Here is a 16,959-nt window from a genome sequence, read left to right on the forward strand (position 1 = left end):
CGGGTGGGGTGACCGTCCGCGAGGTGAGGAGAGCCGATGTTCGCCGTGTTCGCCGAGAGCCTTTCCCCCGAGGACCCGCTGTCCGGCCTGGCCCTGGGGGAGCGCCCGGATCCGGAGGCCGCCGGGGACTGGGCGGTGGTGACGGTCAGGGCCGCCGCGCTGAACCACCACGACCTGTGGTCGCTGAGGGGCGTGGGCCTCGGCCGGGACCGGCTGCCGATGATCCTGGGCTGCGACGCCGCCGGGTACGACGAGAACGGCGATCCGGTGGTCGCGCACGCCGTCGTCAGCGACCCCGCCTGGAGCGGCGACGAGACCCTGGACCCCGGGCGCTCGCTGCTCAGCGAGCGGCACCAGGGGACCATGGCGGAGAAGGTTCTGGTGCCCCGGCGCAACCTGGTCCCCAAACCGGGGTCGCTGTCGTTCGAGGAGGCGGCGTGCCTGCCCACCGCGTGGCTGACCGCCTACCGGATGCTCTTCACCCAGGGCGGGGTCAAGCCGGGGGACAGCGTGCTGGTGCAGGGGACGGGCGGCGGCGTGGCCACCGCGCTGATCACCCTGGGGCGTGCCGCGGGGCTCCGCGTCTTCGCGACGAGCCGCGACGAGGCCAAGCGCGCCCGCGCGCTCGACCTGGGCGCGCACGCGTCGTTCGCGCCCGGCGAGCGGCTCCCGCAGCGGGTGGACGCCGTCATGGAGACCGTCGGCGAGGCGACCTGGTCGCACTCGGTCAGGTCGCTGCGCCCCGGCGGCACCCTGGTCGTCTCGGGGACGACCTCGGGGGGCCGGCCCCAGGACCCGGGCCTCGGCCACGTCTTCTTCCGGCAGCTGCGCGTGCAGGGGTCGACCATGGGCACGCGGCGCGAGCTCGAACAGCTCATGAGCTTCCTCGACGTCACCGGGACCCGCCCGCTCGTCCACACGACGATGCCGCTGGACCGCGCGCGGGACGGCTTCGCCCTCATGGCCGGGGGGGACGTGTTCGGCAAGATCGTCTTCACCCTCTGAGGCGGCCCCGCCCCCACCCGGCCTGGGGGTTTCGTTGGCGGTCGTGGGGTTTCTGCCCGTTTCGGGGCCCGGAAGGGCGGAAAACCCATGATCATTCAGGGTGGGGGCGGGACCGGCCCCACCCGCCGTCGCCGCCCGCCGTGACAGGTCCCGAGCGGACCCTGCTCCGACAGGGCCCGAATCACCACCGCGCCGGAGACTCCCTACCCGGCGCGGGCGGGGAGGGCGGCGACGACCTCGACCTCGATGACGGCGCCGGGGCGGAACAGGGCGGACACCTCGACCGTGGTGCTGGTGGGCGGGGTCCCGGGAAGGAACTCGCGGCGCGCGGCCGCGTACTCGGGCAGCCGGGACATGTCGGTCAGGAAGGTGCGGATGCTCACCACGTCGGCCAGGGTCGCGCCCTCCGCCCGCAGCAGCGCGTCGAGGGACCGCATGACCTCGCGCGACTGGACGGCCATGTCGCCGGGGGCGACGACCTCGCCCGCCTCGTCCAGGGCGACCTGGCCGGACACGAACAGCAGCGCGCCGCCGCCCAGCTCGACGCGGCCGACCTGGGAGTAGGGGCCCGCCGGACGGGGGGCGTTCTCGGGGTTACGCAGAGTGACGTTCACAAGGTCTCCTGTCTTTCGGTTCGGATGTGCGGGACGAGGCGCCCCAGGTCCTGGTCGGCGATCCCGGACGCGCCGAGGAGCAGTCCGTGCGCGGCGCGCGCGAGGGGCAGGTCGGCCGCCGCCCGCGCGAGGGCGGTGTCCTTCGCGGCGAGGCCGAGCGGGTAGTGGGCGTCGGTGTCCAGCGCCCGCCGCAGCGGTCCGGCCAGCGGCCCCCGCGCCAGCGCGTCGCGGGTCAGCTCCTCGGGAAGACCGAGCGCGTCGCCCAGGGCGAGGGCCTCCCCGACCAGCGCGACGCCGCCGATCACCGCGTTGATCAGCACGACCTTCAGCGCCGCTCCCGATCCGGCGGGGCCGCAGCGGGTCACCGTTCCCAGTTCGGCCAGGACCGGCTCGACCGGGGCGACGTCACCGCCCGCCAGGATCGACAGCGTCCCGGTGGCCGCGCGGTCGACGCTGCCCATGACCGGCGCGTCGACCAGCGTCGTCCCCTCCGGCAGCCGTGCGGCCAGTTCGGCGACGGTGCCCGGGCCGACCGTGGACATCTCCACGAGGCGGGCCCCGCCCCCCAGACCGGGGAGCGCGGCGTCGGCGACGGCGAGGACGGCGGCGGGGCCGGCCAGCATGGTGATGACGATGTCGGCGCCGCGTACGGCGTCGGCCGGGTCGCGGGCGACGCGGGCGCCGCCACCGGCCAGCGGCTCGGCCCGCGCGCGGGTCCGGTTCCACACGGTGACGGGGTGCCCGGCGGCCAGCAGCCGCCGCGCCATGGGCGCGCCCATGGCGCCGACCCCCAGGAAGGCGATGGTGCTCATGGCGGAAACGCTACGAGAGCCAGACCGATGCGACAAGCGAATGTATAGCATGGCATCCATGTCTGACTCGCATGGCTTGCAGGTGTCGTGGCTCCGCGTCTTCAGCGCCGTGGCCCGGCTCGGCTCCTTCACCGCCGCCGCCCGCGAACTGGGATACACCCAGTCGGCCGTCTCCCGGCAGGTCTGCGCGCTGGAGGGCGAGACCGGGGCCCGCCTGTTCGACCGGCTCCCCCGGGGGGTCCGGCTCACCGAGCAGGGACGCTCCCTGCTGGGGCACGCCGAGGCCGTCCTGGACCGCCTCGACGCGGCGCGCCGGGACCTGGAGGCCCTGCGCGAGGCGGCGGTCGGGCGGCTGCGCGTGGGCGCGTTCGCGACCGCCAACGCGGCCCTGGTCCCCGCGGCGGTCTCCGCCCTGCGCGCCCGCCACCCCGGACTCGACGTCACCACGCGGGAGGGCCTGAGCGCCCGGCTGGCGGCGGCGCTCGCCGCCGGGGACCTGGACGTGGCCGTGCTCAGCGCCGTCTCGGGGGAGCCGCCCGGCGGGCTGGACCTGCGGCCGCTGCTCGACGACGCCATGTTCGTGGCGCTGCCCCGGACGCACCGGTTCGCCGACCGTCCGCGCGTCCGGCTCGCCGACCTCGCCGGCGAGGAGTGGATCGCCGGGCGGCGCGACCCCGAGGACACCCTGATGGCCGCCGCCCTGCACGCCGGGTTCCGCCCCAGGATCCGGTTCGTCGTGGCCGAGTGGATCGCCAAGCAGGGCTTCGTCGCGGCGGGCCTGGGTGTGACCCTGGTCCCGGCCCTGGCCGCCGGGGTGGCACGGCCCGATCTCGCGGTGGTGCCCCTGCACCCCGACGACGTGCCGCCGCGCGCGGTCTACGCGGCCACCGCCCGCGGGATCACGCCGTCCCCGGCCGCGGCCGCCTTCCTCGCCGCGCTCCGGGACTCCGCCGCCGTGCTGCGGCGGTGAGAGGCGGGGGCCGGCCGCGCCCGGGGGAGGGCCCCGGCGCGTCCCCGAACCGGGTGACCTGCGGTTCCATGGCGGCGGCTCGGGGCGGCGGACGCGGAGGACGTGATGTTTGCGCGGGGGAATGGCGGGCAGCCGTCATGTCGGGTCCAGAAGCGAGGCCCGAGACGCGGTGGCCGCAGGACGTCAGGCGGCCGTCCGCCTCCGGAGTGATCCCGTCACCGGACCGGGATCCGCGTCAGGACAGGTGAACGTGAAACAGCAGACGCAGATCATCGCGAAAGTCGACTACATCGGGTGCGGCGCCGTCGTCACCCTGCCGCAGAGCGTCGAGGAGAGGCACGGCTACGCCCTCCGCGAGCAGATGCTCTGGTTGCTGAACGAACGCATCGACGAACTGGTCATCGACCTCAGGAGGGTGATCTTCTGCGACTCCTCGGCGGCCGAGGTGGTGGAGCGGGTGCGTTCGCGCACCCAGGCCATGGGGATCAGGCTCTCCCTCGTCGTCACCCCCGACTCCCCGGCCGAACGGGTGCTGCGCGAATCCGGGCTGACGAGGCTGCTCGCCGTCCACCCCACGCGCGCGCACGCCGAGCAGGCCCTGGCCGAGGCCGCGAACGCCGCCCGCGGGTGCGCGGGCGGGGGCATTCCCGCCCAGCGGCGCCGCGGGGGGACGCTTCTGTCCTCCTGACCCCGGTGCTCCGCCGTCTTCGAGGTTTTCCCGGAATTCCCGGCCGGGATGTCGAGAACGGGGAGGCGTGCTCCGACCTCCGGGTGAGAGCGCCGAGAAGGGCGCGGGGACCGTGAGGAGCAGGACATGAAGTACATGCTGCTGATGCAGTTCAACGCGCGGAGCGGCCTTCCCCCGATCGACACCTGGTCTCCGGGGGAGGTCGGGGCCCACGTCGGCTTCATGCGGGCCGTGAACAGCGGGCTCGCCGACTCCGGGGAGTTCGTCGACGCGCAGGGGCTGGCGGACCCGGGGGAGGCCAGGATCGTGCGGGCCGACGCCGGAGGCGCCCCCGTCGTCACGGACGGCCCGTACCCGGAGACGAAGGAGTTCCTGGCCGGCTACTGGATCGTCGAGTGCGCGGGTCCGGAGCGGGCGGTCGAGATCGCCGCGCACGTCTCGACCGCGCCCGGCCCCGGCGGCAGGCCGCTGAACATGCCGATCGAGGTGCGCCAGGTGATGTCCGCCCCGCCCGTGGAGTAGCGGCCGCCGGGGCGGTTCGGGGCGTGCCCTCGGAGAGGCGTTCGGGCGCGCCCCGGCCCGTCAACGCTTCCGGCCCCGGTCGGGAGCGTCCGGGTCCTCCCGGTGGAGCACCAGGTGCTCGTGGTAGAGGACCCCGTCGCGGACGTCGCCGGTGGCGGTGAAGCCGGTGTCGTCGAGGTAGTCGATGTGGTCGCCCGTCACGGTGTAGCTGCCGGTGTACGCGCTCCTGCGCGTCCCCCGGGCCTCGTCGTACCGTCCGTCCGGCAGGAGCTCCTGCCGGATGTGGCCGTCGGCGGTGACCCACATGCCGACGAAGGGGTGCGGGTCGTGGGAGGGTTCGGTTGCCATGCCTCCACCCTCCTCCCCGCGCCGGGGTCCCGCCAGGCCGCCGTGTACCGGGGAGCGCCGCACCCACCTCCGGACCGCCGGGGGCCGCCGCGCCCGGAGGAGGAGCGGCGGCCCCCGGCGGACTCAGGGGGACGGCCGCTCCGCGCGCAGCCAGCGGCAGCCGTAGCCGTCCAGCGGCAGCCGGACCCCGCCGTCGGCCGGGACCCGCGCGACGCCGTCGGAGAGCAGGTCCACCAGGGTGGTCCCCTCCTCCAGGTCCGCCAGCGCGAGCCTCGCCTCCACCGGCCGGTCGGCCAGGTTGTGCAGCGCGATCACGGTTCCGCCGTCGGGCCCCGCCACGTCGCAGCGGTGCGCCAGCACCTCGGAGGCCCCCGGGTCCAGCACCTCGTACCCGCCCCACGCGATCTCGGGGCACTCCCGGTAGCGCCGGGCGAGCAGGCCCGTCCAGGACAGCAGCGAGTCGCGGTCCCGCAGTTGCGCCCGCACGTTGACGTGCTCGGGGCCGAACGCGCCGGTGACCATCGGCGCGGTGAACCGGTCGGGGGCGGCGGCCGAGAAGCCGCCGCCCGGGCCCCGGTCCCACTGCATCGGGGTGCGCACCGCCATGCGCCCCTCGGCGCCCAGGTCCTCGCCCATGCCGATCTCCTCGCCGTAGAACAGCACGGGCGTCCCCGGGGTCGAGAACAGCAGGCTGTACACCATCCGGACGCGCCGCTCGTCGCCGTCGAGCATCGGCGGCAGCCGGCGCCGCAGGCCCCGGCCGTACAGCTGCATCCGCTCCTCGGGCCCGAACGCGTCGAAGACCTCCTGGCGCTCCGCGTCGGAGAGCTGGTCCAGGGTGAGCTCGTCGTGGTTGCGCACGAACGTCGCCCAGTGGGCGTCGTCAGGAGGCGCGGGCCGCTCGCGCAGCGCCTCGGCCAGGGGGCCCGCGTCGCGGCGGGCCAGGGACAGGAACATCCGCTGCATGCCGGTGAAGTCGAAGCACATCGTCAGCTCGTCGCCGTCGCCGTCGCCGAAGAACGGCATGGTGTCCGCGTAGGGCAGGTTGACCTCCCCCAGCAGGACCGCCTCGCCGTTGCGGCGGGAGAGGAACCGCCGCAGGTCCGCCAGGTACTCGTGCGGGTCGGGCAGCGCGTGCGCGTCGTCCTGGCCGGAGGTCTCCAGCAGGAACGGCACCGCGTCGACCCGGAACCCGGACAGGCCCAGTTCCATCCAGAAGCCCATGATCCTGGCGATCTCGTCGCGCACGGCCGGGTTGGCGATGTTGAGGTCGGGCTGGTGCCGGTAGAAGCGGTGCAGGTAGTACTGGCCGGTCGCGTCGTCGCGGGTCCACGGGCTGTCCTCCTTGTCGGGGAAGACGACGCCCTTGGGGCCGTCGGCGGGCGGCTCGTCCTGCCAGACGTACCAGTCCCGGTAGGGGGAGTCACGGCTCTCGCGGGCGCTCTCGAACCACGGGTGCCGGTCGGAGGTGTGGTTGACGACGAGGTCGGCGATCACCCGCATGCCCCGGTCGCGTGCGGTGCGGGTGAACTCCACGAAGTCGCCGAGGGTGCCCAGGCGCGGGTCGACCCCGTAGAAGTCGACGACGTCGTACCCGTCGTCGCGCTCGGCCGTCGGGTAGAACGGCATCAGCCAGACGCAGGTCACCCCCAGCCGATCCAGGTGGTCGACCTGTTGGGCGAGGCCCGTGAAGTCGCCCACGCCGTCGCCGTCGCCGTCGCGGTAGGTCTCCACGTCCAGGCAGTACACGACGGCGTTCTTCCACCACAGGTCCGCGGCGCGGGTCAGCCTCATGAGCGGTTCCCTCCGTTCGTCCCGGTCAGCCGGGGCAGCACCTCGGCCCCGAACGCGTCCACGAACCCGCTCTGGCTCCGCCCGACGTGGTGCAGGTAGACCTCGTCGAAGCCGATCCGGGCGTACTCGTGCAGCCATTGGGCGTGCCGGGCCAGGTCGGCGCTGATGTTGACGACCTCGGCCACCCGTTCGGCGGGAACGTGCTCGGAGGCGGCGTCGAAGTGCTCGACCAGTTCCAGGTCCCAGCACACGGGCGGGGCGAACACGTTGCTCCGCCACTGCTCGTGGGCGACGCGCACGGCCTCGGCCTCGTCGGGGGCCCAGCTCAGGTGGACCTGGAGGAGGAGCCGGCCGCGGCCGCCCGCGTCCCGGTAGGCCCCCACGATCCGGCGCAGCGTCTCCGTCGGCGCGTTCACCGTGATCAGGCCGTCCGCCCACGACGCGCACCAGCGCGCCGTCTTCTCGCTCACCGCCGCGCCGAACAGCGGCGGAACCCGGTCGGGGCGGGTCCACAGCCGCGCCCTGTCCACGGTGACGAGGCCGTCGTGGCTGACCTCCTCTCCCGCCAGCAGGGCGCGGATCACGTCGACGCACTCGCGCAGCCGCGCGTTGCGCGTCTCCTTGCGCGGCCAGCGGCCGCCGGTGATGTGCTCGTTGCTCGCCTCGCCGCTGCCCAGGGCCGCCCAGAACCGGTCCGGGTACATGGAGGACAGGGTGCCGATCGCCTGGGCGAGCACCGCCGGGTGGTAGCGCTGGCCGGGGGCGGTGACCACTCCGAAGGGCAGGCCGGTCGCCTGGAGGGCCGATCCCAGCCAGGACCAGGCGAAGCCCGACTCCCCCTGGCGCGTGCTCCACGGGGAGAAGTGGTCCGAGCACATCGCCGCGGCGAACCCGGCGTGCTCGGCGCGGGAGACGGAGTCGAGCAGGTCTTTGGGAGGGATCTGTTCGTGGGAGGCGTGGATTCCGTAGACCGTCATGCGGAAGCGCCTACCCCGTAGGCGTTCGCACTCACATGGAACCCGTTCGGACGCGGCCGCCCCGCCGTGCCGGACCTTCAAGATTTTTGAAATTCCACTGAGGTGAGGTTAGACTAACCTTTGTTTTAGTCCGGATTGCTCCATTTCATCCGATTGTGCCGACCGGGTCCTCTGCCGTCCCCCTCCACGCGTGAACGGAGGCGGACACCGGAACCCGGCGCCCCGGGTGGACGGCGGAACCGGTCCGCGCGCCTCGCGTAGGCGCGGCCCCCGTTGCAGCGAAGAAAGAAGCGAGTATGGACCCGAACCTCCGTGCCCGAGGGCGCCGTCTCGGCGTCGCGGGCGTCAGCGCAGTCCTGGTCCTCGGTCTGGCCGCCTGCGGCGGGTCCGGCGCCGAGAGCGGGGAAGAGCCCGGCGCCGAGACCGGCGGGGCCTTCCCGGTCAGCATCGAGAGCGCCCTGGGGACCGCGGAGATCCCCGAGCGCCCCGAGCGCGTCGTCACCCTGGGCCAGGGGTCCGCCGAGACCGCCATCGCGCTCGGCACGGTCCCGGTGGGCGTCGAGAGCTACGAGTGGGGCAGCGACGACACCGGCTACCTCCCGTGGATCCACGAGGCCGTCACCGAGGCCGGGGAGGAGCTTCCGGCGCAGTTCGCCGGGGCCGAGGACATCGACTTCGAGGCGATCATCGAGCTGCGGCCCGACGTGATCCTGGCGCCCTGGTCGGGGGTCACGCAGGAGCAGTACGACATCCTCAGCGACATCGCCCCCACCGTCGCCTACCCCGACCTGCCGTGGAGCACGGACTGGGACCAGCAGATCGAGATCATCGGCCAGGCGCTGGGGCAGCCCGACGAGGCCCGGGGCCTGATCGAGGATATCGAGACGCGCTTCGAGGAGACCGCCGCCGAGCACCCCGAGTACGCCGACCTCACCTTCTCCTACATCTACACGGACGGCCTCGGCAGCCTGGGGGTGTTCCTGCCCGACGAGCAGCGCGTGGCCATGGTGCGCGGCCTCGGCCTGACCGTCGACCCGGTCGTGGAGACCTTCACCGAGGTCGAGGGCACCGACTCCGCGGTGATCGGCCTGGAGAACGCCGAGCAGCTGAAGGACAGCGACCTCGTCTTCACCTTCTACACCGACGCGGAGACGCGGGCCGAGGTGGAGGAGCAGCCGCTGTACGCGGAGATCCCGGCGATCGAGCGCGGCTCGGTGGTGGCCAGCGACGACAACTCCTTCGTCACCGCCTCCTCCATCATCAACCCGCTCACCGTGCCGTGGGTGACGGACCGCTACGTCCCGCTCATCGACGAGGCGGCCGAGAAGCTCGACTGACGACGCGCGCGGCCCCGCCCCCCGGGGGCCGCGCGTCCCCGTCCCTCCTCCCCGACCCCTGACAAGGCGATCGTGAACGCAGCAACGGCGCCGCCCAAGACCGGCCCGGCCCGCACCGCCCTCCTGCTCGGGGCCGGAACCGCCGCACTCGCGGGCGCGGTACTGCTCAGCCTCGCCGTGGGCAGCAGGCCCACCAGCCCGCTCCAGGTGTGGAGCGTGCTCACCGGGGAGGCCGACTCCTACGTCGCGACGGTGGTGCGGAGCCGCTACCCCCGGACCGTGCTGGGGCTCCTCGTCGGCGCGGCACTGGCCCTGGCGGGCACCCTCATGCAGGGCGTCACCCGCAACCCCCTCGCCGACCCGGGCCTGCTCGGCGTGAACGCGGGAGCCGCGGCGGCGGTGGTCACCGCCACCGCCCTCCTCGGCCCGACCTCCACCGTGGCCGCCGTCTGGTGGGCCCTGCCCGGCGCGCTCCTGGCCGGCCTCGCGGCCTACTCCATGGGAAGCGGGGGCGGCGGAATGGTCCGCCTGGTCCTGGCGGGAGCGGTGGTCTCGGCGGTGCTGACCGCCTATGTCGAGGCGGTGTCGCTGAGCCTGCCCGAGGTCTTCGACGACTACCGCCACTGGGTGGTGGGCTCGCTGGCCGGACGCGGGTTCGACGTGGTCGCCGCGATACTGCCCTTCCTCGCCGTCGGCGTGCTGGCGGCCCTGCTCGTCATGGGCGGGCTGAACGCGCTGGCCCTCGGCGAGGAGGCCGCCGCCTCCCTCGGCGCCAACACCCTGCTCGTGCGGTCCGTCGGCCTGGTCGCCGCCACGTTCCTGGCGGCGGGGGCCACGGCCGGAGCGGGGCCGATCATGTTCGTCGGACTCGCCGTGCCGCACGTGGTGCGCGCCCTGGTGGGGGTCGACTTCCGGCTCCAGGTCCCCTTCGCCCTGCTGGCGGGGCCGACACTGCTGCTGCTCGCCGACGTCGTGGGCCGGTCGCTGGTGCGGCCGATGGAGTTGATGGTGGGAGTGGTCACCGCGTTCGTCGGAGCGCCCGTCCTGCTCTACGCGGTGCGCCGGACGCGGGGTGCGGCGTGAGGACGGCCCCCGCCCGCTCGGCGCCGCCGCTGCTGCGCCTGGGCTCCGCCGTGGCGCTGCCGCTGCGCCCGCGCCCGCTGCTGTGGGCGCTCCTGCTGCTGGCCGGCCTCCTGGCCGCCGCCGCGTCCACCCTCGTCCTGGGACGCCTGGGGATCCCCCTCGCGGACCTGCCGACCGCGCTGACCGGGGGAGCGGAGCCGACCCAGGACTTCGTCCTGCGGCGGCTGCGCGGTCCGCGCCTCGCCGTGGCGGCGGGGACCGGCGCGGCCCTCGGCGTCGCCGGAGCGCTGTTCCAGTCCGTCACCCGCAACCCTCTGGGCAGCCCGGACGTGATCGGCCTGGGGGCCGGGGCCGGGGCCGGAGCCGCGGTGGTCGCCCTGGTGCTCCCCGGCGTCGTCCCGGTGCCGCTGGGCGCGCTGCTGGGCGCGAGCGCCGCGGTCCTGGTCGTGGCGGGCGTGACGGGGACCGGCCTGCGCCACCCGGGGCGGCTCATCGTCGCGGGAATCGGTGTGGCGGCGATGGCCTCGGCCTTCACCCAGTTCGTGGTCTCGGTGGTGGCGCGCGACCGCGCCAGCGTCCTGCACGCCTACGTCAACGGCAGCCTGGGGGCGCGCTCCTGGGACCACGCGCTCACCATCTGGCTGGTGGTGGCCCTGGCGGTGCCGTTCCTGGTCGCCCTGGCCGGGCCGATCGCGCTCAGCGAGATGGGCGACGAACTGGCCGAGAGCCTCGGCTCCAGGGCCGGGCGCACCCGCACCGCCGCGGTCGTGCTCTCGGTGGTGCTGTCGGCGGCGGCGGTCAGCGTCGCCGGGCCGATCGCGTTCGTGTCGCTGACCGCGCCGCAGATCGCGCGGAGGCTGAGCCGGGTGCCCGGCCCCAACCTGGCGCTGTCGGCACTGGTCGGGGCGCTGCTGCTGGTGCTGGCCGACCTCGCCGTGCAGCAGTCGCCGTTGGGCGACGGCCTGCCGGTCGGTATCTTCACCATGGCCCTGGGCGGCGTCTACCTGGGGTTCCTGCTGGTCCGCGAATGGCGTAGGGGAGTGCTGTGATCGAGAAGGGCCGGTCCTCCGTGGCGGAGGGCGCGACGGCGGCGGGGGGCGCCCCCCGCGAGCGGGGACTGCGCGCCGAACGGCTCACCCTCGGCTACGGCGCCGATCCGGTGGTGCGCGACCTGGACGTCGAGGTGCCGGAGGGCGGGTTCACGGTCGTCGTCGGCCCCAACGGCTGCGGCAAGTCCACCCTGCTCAAGGCGCTGGGCAGGGTCGTCAAACCCGTGTCGGGCCGCGTGCTGCTGCACGGCCGGGACGTCCGCGCCCAGCGGGCCAGGGCGGTCGCCAGGGAGCTGGCGCTGCTGCCGCAGAGCCCGATCGCCCCCGAGGGCATCACGGTGCGGGCCCTGGCCGCGCGCGGCCGCTACCCGCACCACACGCTGCTCCGGCAGTGGACCCCCGAGGACGAGGAGGCGATCGGCCGGGCGCTGGAGCTGACCGCGCTGACCGACCTGGCCGACGCGCAGGTGGGCGCGCTCTCGGGCGGTCAGCGGCAGCGGGCGTGGGTGGCGATGGTGCTCGCGCAGGACACCGGGATCGTGCTGCTCGACGAGCCCACCACCTTCCTGGACATCGCCCACCAGTACGAGCTGCTGGAGCTCTTCGCCGACCTGCACCGCAGGGGGCGCACGGTCGTGGCGGTGCTGCACGACCTCGCCCAGGCCGCCCGCTTCGCGACCCGCCTGGTCGTCATGAGCGCGGGACGCGTGGTCGCGGACGGGCCCCCCGGCGAGGTGCTCACCGCCGGACTGGTGCTGGACGTGTTCGGCCTGCCCTGCGACGTGGTCCCCGACCCCCGCACCGGGACCCCCCTGGTGATCCCGCACGAGCGGCGGCGGTAGAAGGGCGGCCGTGACCGCCGCGAAGGGCGGACACCGCGTCCCGGCCCGCCGTCAGGCCGGCCGGTCGTTCGCGGGCGCGCGCCGGGCCTTGTACTCCTCCCAGTGGGCCAGGAGCGTGCCGTGGTAGCCGTCGAGCCAGGTCATGTAGTCGCGCATGTTCACCAGCCGGGACCGGCCGACCGGGCCCAGGCCCGGGAGCCGGTCGAGGGCGGACTGCGCGAGGTCGCGCTGGCACCGGAGGTAGTCCCGCTCGTTGCGCAGGAAGCCGCCCCAGGCGTCGTCGTCCATCGCGACCAGGCGCCCGCGCCGCCCGGGGACGCGCACCCGCCTGACGAAGCCCAGCTCCTCCAGCCTGCGGATCGAGGTCGACACCGACCCCCGGCTGGCCTCCGCGCCGTCGGCGATCTCCTCGGCGGTCACGGCCTCGCGGTCGGACAGGAGCAGGTAGCCGACGATGCGCCCCTCGGTCTTGGGGCGTCCCTGCGACTGCCAGTAGTCGGCGAACCGCCGGATGAAGTCCTCCCGGAACGCGTGCTGATCCCCTGCGTCGTCCGGCATGGCGTTCAGGATAGACCACCGCCCGGGCCCCTTCCCGGAGCCCGCCGAGGGGTTCAGCCCCCGGAGGGCGCGCGCAGGCGGGCGGCGAGCAGCTGGGCCAGGTGGACCCCGCGCACGCCGGCGAGCTGCTCGGCCTGGGTGCGGCAGGAGAAGCCGTCGGCCAGGAACACCGTCTCCGGGTCCCTGCCGCGCAGCGCCGGGAGCAGCGCGTTCCCGGCCACCGCGACGGACACGTCGTAGTGGTGGCCGCGCTCCATCCCGAAGTTCCCCGCCAGGCCGCAGCACCCCGCCAGCGCGGTGACCCGCGCCCCGGCCGCGCGCAGCAGCCCCAGGTCCCGCTGGTAGCCCATGACCGCGTGCTGGTGGCAGTGCGGCTGCGCGAGGACGGTGACGCCGCCCAGGTCCGGCGGGCTCCACGGGCGGCCGTCGGCCGCCCCGCGGGTGAGCAGCTCGGCGAGGGTGGCCACGGAGCCGGAGACGACGCGCGCCCGGGGGTCGTCCGGGAGCAGGTCCACCAGGTCCGAACGCAGGGTCGCGGCGCAGGAGGGCTCCAGGCCGACCACCGGGATCCCCGCGGCGGCGTAGGGGCCGAGCACGTCCAGCAGCCCCGAGAGGCGCCGCCGGGCGCCGTCGAGCTGCCCCGTGCTGATCCGGGTGAGTCCGCAGCAGGCGCGCCGCTCCGGCACGACCACGCGGTACCCGGCGTCGGCCAGCACCTCGGCGGCCGCCCGGGCGATGTCGGGGCCGAGCCCGTCGGTGAAGGAGTCGGCCCACAGGACCACCTCGGGGCGCCCGGCGCCGGTGTCGGAGCGCCGGCGCCGCCACCAGCGGGTGAAGGACGTGCGGGGGAACCGGGGCGCGCGGCGCCGGGGGTCCACCCCGGCGAGGGCGAGCAGCGGTCCGGCGAGCGGCCGCGCCGAGAACACGGCGTTGGCCGCGGCCGGTCCGACGACGGGGAGGCGGTCGAGCAGGGCGAGCCAGCCCGGCAGCCGGCCCAGGCTGTAGTGGGAGACCGGGCGCCGCCGCCCCGCGTAGGCCCGGTGCAGGACCTCCGACTTGTACTGCGCCATGTCCACCCCGGCCGGGCAGTCGTTGACGCACGCCTTGCAGGAGAGGCACAGGTCCAGGGACTCGCGCACCTCCGGCGCCGACCAGCCGCCCCGGACCAGGCCGCCGTTGGCCATGTCCTGGAGGACGCGGGCGCGGCCCCGGGTCGAGTCCTTCTCGTCGCGCGTGGCGAGGTAGGAGGGGCACATGAAACCGCCCGCCGCGCTGTTGTCGGCCCGGCACTTGCCGACGCCCACGCACCGGTGCACCGCGCGCGTGAAGTCGCCGCCGTCCTGCGCGAAGGCGAACCCGGTGCCGGCGGGCAGCGGCCGGGCGGAGGGGCGCCGCAGGTCGGCGTCGACCGGGGCGGGCCCGACCAGGACGCCGGGGTTGAGGACGCCCTCGGGGTCGAACAGGGCCTTGAACGCCCCGAACACGTCGATGGCCCGCCGGGAGTACATGAGGGGCAGCAGCTCGCCGCGCGCCCGCCCGTCCCCGTGCTCCCCGGAGAGGGAGCCGCCGTGCGCGACCACCAGCGCGGCCGCGTCGCGCAGGAAGGAGCGGAGCGCCGAACCGTCCCGCTCCAGCGGCACGTCGACGCGCACGTGCACGCACCCGTCCCCGAAGTGCCCGTAGGGCAGCCCGTCGACGCCGTGGCGCGCCATCAGCGACTCGAACTCGCGCAGGTATCCGCCCAGCCGCTCCGGCGGGACCGCCGCGTCCTCCCAGCCGGGCCAGGCCTGGTTCCCGGCCGGTGTGCGCCCGGCGAGGCCCGCCCCGTCCTCGCGGATGCGCCACATGGCGGTCGCCTCCGCCCCGGCGGGGAGGACGACCCGGCCCAGCGCCCCGGCGTCGGCGGCGAGGGCGCCGGCCGCCTCCAGCGCCGCCCCGGCGCTCTCGCCGCCGACCTCCACCATCAGCCATCCGCCGCCGCGCGGCAGGTCCGGGACGCCGTGCTCCCCCCGGTGGCGGCGCACGACGTCCACGAGCCGGGCGTCCAGCCCCTCGACGGCCAGCGGGCGGTGCCCCAGCAGCCGGGGCACCGCGTCGGCGGCGTCGGCCATGCCGGGGTAGCCGAGCACGACCAGGACGCGGGCGGGGGCGGTCTCCACCAGGCGGACGGTGGCGTCGAGGGTGACCGCGACGGTTCCCTCGCTGCCCACGAGCGCCCTGGCCAGGGAGCGCCCGTTCTCCGGCAGCAGGTGCTCCAGGGAGTAGCCCGAGACCTGCCGGGGGAAGCGGCCGAGCTCGGTGCGCAGCACCGCGAGGTTGGCGTCCACCAGCTCCCCGAGACCGGGCACCGCCTCCAGGCCGGTCCCGGCGGTGAACCGGCGGCCCGTCCCGTCGACCGCCGTCAGCGACCGCACGTTGTCCGAGGTGCGCCCGTAGGCGACGGCGTGCGGACCGCAGGCGTTGTTCCCGATCATGCCGCCGAGGGTCGCGCGCGCCTGGGTGGAGGGGTCCGGGCCGAACCGCAGGCCGTGCGGCGCGGCGGCCCGTTGCAGGTCCGCCAGGACCACGCCCGGCTGCACGACGGCGGAGCGGGCGCCGGGGTCCAGGGAGACGATCCGGTTCATGTGCCGGGAGAAGTCCAGTACGATCCCCGGCCCGATGGCGTTGCCCGCCACGGAGGTGCCGCCGCCCCGGCAGGTCAGCGCCGCGCCCTCGCCGCGGGCGATGTCCAGCGCGGCGAGCACGTCGTCGTTGTCGCGGGGGAAGACGACGACGTCGGGCACCACCCGGTAGTTGGAGGCGTCGGTGGAGTACTCGGCGCGCCTGCGGGCCGAGTCGGAGACCTCCCCGCCCACGCGCCCGCGAAGGCGCGCCGCGAGCGCGGACGCCTCGCCGGTACCGCTGCGGACGGGGTTCATGGGCACTCCTGGACGGCGGGTGGTCCTCTCGGCACCGACGTTACCGGGAACCGGGGCCACGACGGGCGGCGCGCGGGAGGGGATGACCGGGATGGGGCGCGGGCCGCGGCGGGGACGGGGCGGCCGGGGCGCGGCCGCGCGTCTGTGATAGCTTGCCGCAGCCAGTCAACCCATTCGTTGGGCCAGGGAATCCGGTGCGAACCCGGAACTGACGCGCAGCGGTGAGGGGGACGGGCGGGGCATCGGCCACTGGAGGAGACTCCGGGAAGGCGCCCCGTCCGGACGAACCCGAGTCCGAAGACCTGCTGGCACCTCCGCCCGCCGCGAGGCGAGCGGAGGCCGAACAGCCGCCAGGCTCCGCGAACGAGCCTCACGCACACGAGGAACCGCATGACGTCATCACGTCGCCCCCTGCCCGCCGCCGCCCTGCCCGCGCTCGCCCTGCTCGTACTGCTCACCGGGTGCGGAGCCGGCGCCGGAACCGCCGGCACCCCCGAGACCGGGACCGTGGAGGGCTACCCCCGGACCATCGAGAACTGCGGCCGGGAGGTCACCGTCGAGGCCCCGCCCCAGCGGGCGGTCTCCCTCAACCAGGGCTCCACCGAGATCCTGCTGTCGCTCGGCCTGGCCGACCGCATGGTCGGCACCGCCACCTGGACCGACCCGGTCGCCGAGGACCTGGCCGAGGCCAACGCCACCGTGCCGCGCCTGGCCGACGACAGGCCCTCCTTCGAGCGGGTCCTGGCCGAGGAGCCCGACTTCGTCTCCGCGTCGTTCACCTCCGTCCTGGGCGAGGGAGGGGTCGCGCCGCGCGACGACTTCGAGGACCTCGGGGTGGCCACCTACCTGTCCCCGGCCGACTGCGCCAAGTCCGACAGCGGCGACGGCGACGGCTCGCGCGACGAGCCGCTGACGATGGACGCCGTCTACCAGGAGGTGCGCGACCTCGCGCTGCTCTTCGGGGTGGAGGAGCGCGGCGAGGAGCTCGTCGCCGGGCTCCAGGGCCGCCTCGACGCCGCCACCGCCGACGTCGACGCCGCCGACGTCACCGTCCTGTACTGGTTCGCCAACTCCGAGTCCCCCTACATGGCGGGCTGCTGCGGCGCGCCGGGCGTCATCACCAGGGAGCTCGGCGCGGAGAACGTCTTCGACGACACCCGCGACGAGTGGCCCCAGATCAACTGGGAGACCGTCGCGGACCGCGACCCCGACGTCCTCGTCATCGGCGACCTCACCCGCGAGAGCCAGACCGCCGAGACCGCGGCGGCCAAGATCGCGTTCCTGGAGTCCAACCCGGTCACCCGGCACATGGACGCGGTCCGCAACGAGCGCTACATCCTGCTCAGCGGGGCCGCCATGAACCCCTCCATCCGCACCGTCGAAGGGGTGGAGCAGGTCGCCCTGGGCCTGCGCGACCTCGGTCTCGCGGGCTGAGCCCCGTG

The 16,959-nt window shown here is 75.1% G+C and carries 16 protein-coding genes and 1 riboswitch; of the genes, 9 read left to right on the forward strand and 7 right to left on the reverse strand.

From position 1 onward, the window contains the following. The first annotated feature begins 36 nt into the window (after nt 1-36). On the forward strand, nt 37-1,005 hold the full coding sequence (locus EV190_RS04755) for a zinc-binding dehydrogenase (protein ID WP_133740225.1): 969 nt from the start codon (nt 37-39) through the stop codon (nt 1,003-1,005). Nucleotides 1,006-1,208: 203 nt separating this feature from the next. Here EV190_RS04755 and EV190_RS04760 read toward each other — a convergent pair whose 3' ends face one another. Together EV190_RS04760 and EV190_RS04765 are read right to left on the reverse strand one after the other, a co-directional pair. Beyond that, nucleotides 1,209-1,619 (reverse strand): RidA family protein, encoded by a 411-nt coding sequence (locus EV190_RS04760; protein ID WP_133740226.1) that lies wholly within the window; start codon nt 1,617-1,619, stop codon nt 1,209-1,211. Beyond that, nucleotides 1,616-2,431, reverse strand: coding sequence for an NAD(P)-dependent oxidoreductase (locus EV190_RS04765; RefSeq protein ID WP_133740227.1), 816 nt, complete (start codon nt 2,429-2,431; stop codon nt 1,616-1,618). Before EV190_RS04765 ends, EV190_RS04760 begins: the two co-directional genes overlap by 4 nt. A 58-nt stretch (nt 2,432-2,489) precedes the next feature. Here EV190_RS04765 and EV190_RS04770 point away from each other — a divergent pair, with 58 nt between their 5' ends. The 3 genes from EV190_RS04770 to EV190_RS04780 all read left to right on the forward strand — a co-directional run bounded on the left by EV190_RS04770 (nt 2,490) and on the right by EV190_RS04780 (nt 4,611). Then, nucleotides 2,490-3,401, forward strand: coding sequence for a LysR family transcriptional regulator (locus EV190_RS04770; protein ID WP_208113043.1), 912 nt, complete (start codon nt 2,490-2,492; stop codon nt 3,399-3,401). 250 nt (nt 3,402-3,651) lie between these two features. Then, the gene (locus EV190_RS04775) at nt 3,652-4,089 is read left to right on the forward strand and encodes an STAS domain-containing protein (RefSeq protein WP_166655375.1); all 438 of its coding nucleotides are present in this window, start codon (nt 3,652-3,654) and stop codon (nt 4,087-4,089) included. A gap of 126 nt (nt 4,090-4,215) precedes the next feature. Further along, nucleotides 4,216-4,611, forward strand: a complete 396-nt coding sequence (locus EV190_RS04780; RefSeq protein WP_133740229.1) for a YciI family protein — start codon at nt 4,216-4,218, stop codon at nt 4,609-4,611. Between the two features lie 60 nt (nt 4,612-4,671). On the opposite strand, the gene EV190_RS04785 is transcribed toward EV190_RS04780, so the two are convergent. The 3 genes from EV190_RS04785 to EV190_RS04795 all read right to left on the reverse strand — a co-directional run bounded on the left by EV190_RS04785 (nt 4,672) and on the right by EV190_RS04795 (nt 7,730). Next, entirely contained in the window at nt 4,672-4,959 is a 288-nt protein-coding gene (locus EV190_RS04785) for an Atu4866 domain-containing protein (RefSeq protein ID WP_133740230.1), read from the reverse strand. Between the two features lie 123 nt (nt 4,960-5,082). Further along, the gene (locus tag EV190_RS04790; RefSeq protein ID WP_133740231.1) at nt 5,083-6,753 is read right to left on the reverse strand and encodes an alpha-amylase family protein; all 1,671 of its coding nucleotides are present in this window, start codon (nt 6,751-6,753) and stop codon (nt 5,083-5,085) included. After that, the gene (locus EV190_RS04795; protein WP_133740232.1) at nt 6,750-7,730 is read right to left on the reverse strand and encodes a TIGR03885 family FMN-dependent LLM class oxidoreductase; all 981 of its coding nucleotides are present in this window, start codon (nt 7,728-7,730) and stop codon (nt 6,750-6,752) included. The genes EV190_RS04790 and EV190_RS04795 overlap by 4 nt, the downstream gene beginning before the upstream one ends. Before the next feature lie 296 nt (nt 7,731-8,026). Here EV190_RS04795 and EV190_RS04800 point away from each other — a divergent pair, with 296 nt between their 5' ends. The 4 genes from EV190_RS04800 to EV190_RS04815 all read left to right on the forward strand — a co-directional run bounded on the left by EV190_RS04800 (nt 8,027) and on the right by EV190_RS04815 (nt 12,041). Beyond that, nucleotides 8,027-9,067, forward strand: coding sequence for an iron-siderophore ABC transporter substrate-binding protein (locus tag EV190_RS04800; protein WP_133740233.1), 1,041 nt, complete (start codon nt 8,027-8,029; stop codon nt 9,065-9,067). 69 nt (nt 9,068-9,136) lie between these two features. Continuing rightward, a complete protein-coding gene (locus tag EV190_RS04805; RefSeq protein ID WP_133740234.1) occupies nt 9,137-10,150 on the forward strand; it encodes a FecCD family ABC transporter permease in 1,014 nt (337 codons plus the stop codon). A gap of 29 nt (nt 10,151-10,179) precedes the next feature. Beyond that, nucleotides 10,180-11,199 (forward strand): iron chelate uptake ABC transporter family permease subunit, encoded by a 1,020-nt coding sequence (locus EV190_RS04810; protein WP_133740460.1) that lies wholly within the window; start codon nt 10,180-10,182, stop codon nt 11,197-11,199. Between the two features lie 68 nt (nt 11,200-11,267). Continuing rightward, nucleotides 11,268-12,041: an ABC transporter ATP-binding protein gene (locus EV190_RS04815; protein ID WP_133740461.1), complete on the forward strand. Its 774-nt coding sequence runs from the start codon at nt 11,268-11,270 to the stop codon at nt 12,039-12,041. A 51-nt stretch (nt 12,042-12,092) separates the two neighbouring features. On the opposite strand, the gene EV190_RS04820 is transcribed toward EV190_RS04815, so the two are convergent. Together EV190_RS04820 and EV190_RS04825 are read right to left on the reverse strand one after the other, a co-directional pair. After that, entirely contained in the window at nt 12,093-12,599 is a 507-nt protein-coding gene (locus tag EV190_RS04820) for a GbsR/MarR family transcriptional regulator (RefSeq protein WP_133740235.1), read from the reverse strand. 53 nt (nt 12,600-12,652) lie between these two features. Then, the gene (locus EV190_RS04825) at nt 12,653-15,517 is read right to left on the reverse strand and encodes an FAD-binding and (Fe-S)-binding domain-containing protein (protein ID WP_133740236.1); all 2,865 of its coding nucleotides are present in this window, start codon (nt 15,515-15,517) and stop codon (nt 12,653-12,655) included. Nucleotides 15,518-15,662: 145 nt separating this feature from the next. Next, a riboswitch (cobalamin riboswitch) is annotated at nt 15,663-15,841 on the forward strand. Nucleotides 15,842-15,907: 66 nt separating this feature from the next. Here EV190_RS04825 and EV190_RS04830 point away from each other — a divergent pair. Further along, nucleotides 15,908-16,951: an ABC transporter substrate-binding protein gene (locus EV190_RS04830; RefSeq protein WP_133740237.1), complete on the forward strand. Its 1,044-nt coding sequence runs from the start codon at nt 15,908-15,910 to the stop codon at nt 16,949-16,951. The last annotated feature ends 8 nt before the right edge of the window (nt 16,952-16,959 follow it).

Source organism: Actinorugispora endophytica (genome assembly GCF_004363075.1).
Lineage (GTDB): Bacteria > Actinomycetota > Actinomycetes > Streptosporangiales > Streptosporangiaceae > Actinorugispora > Actinorugispora endophytica.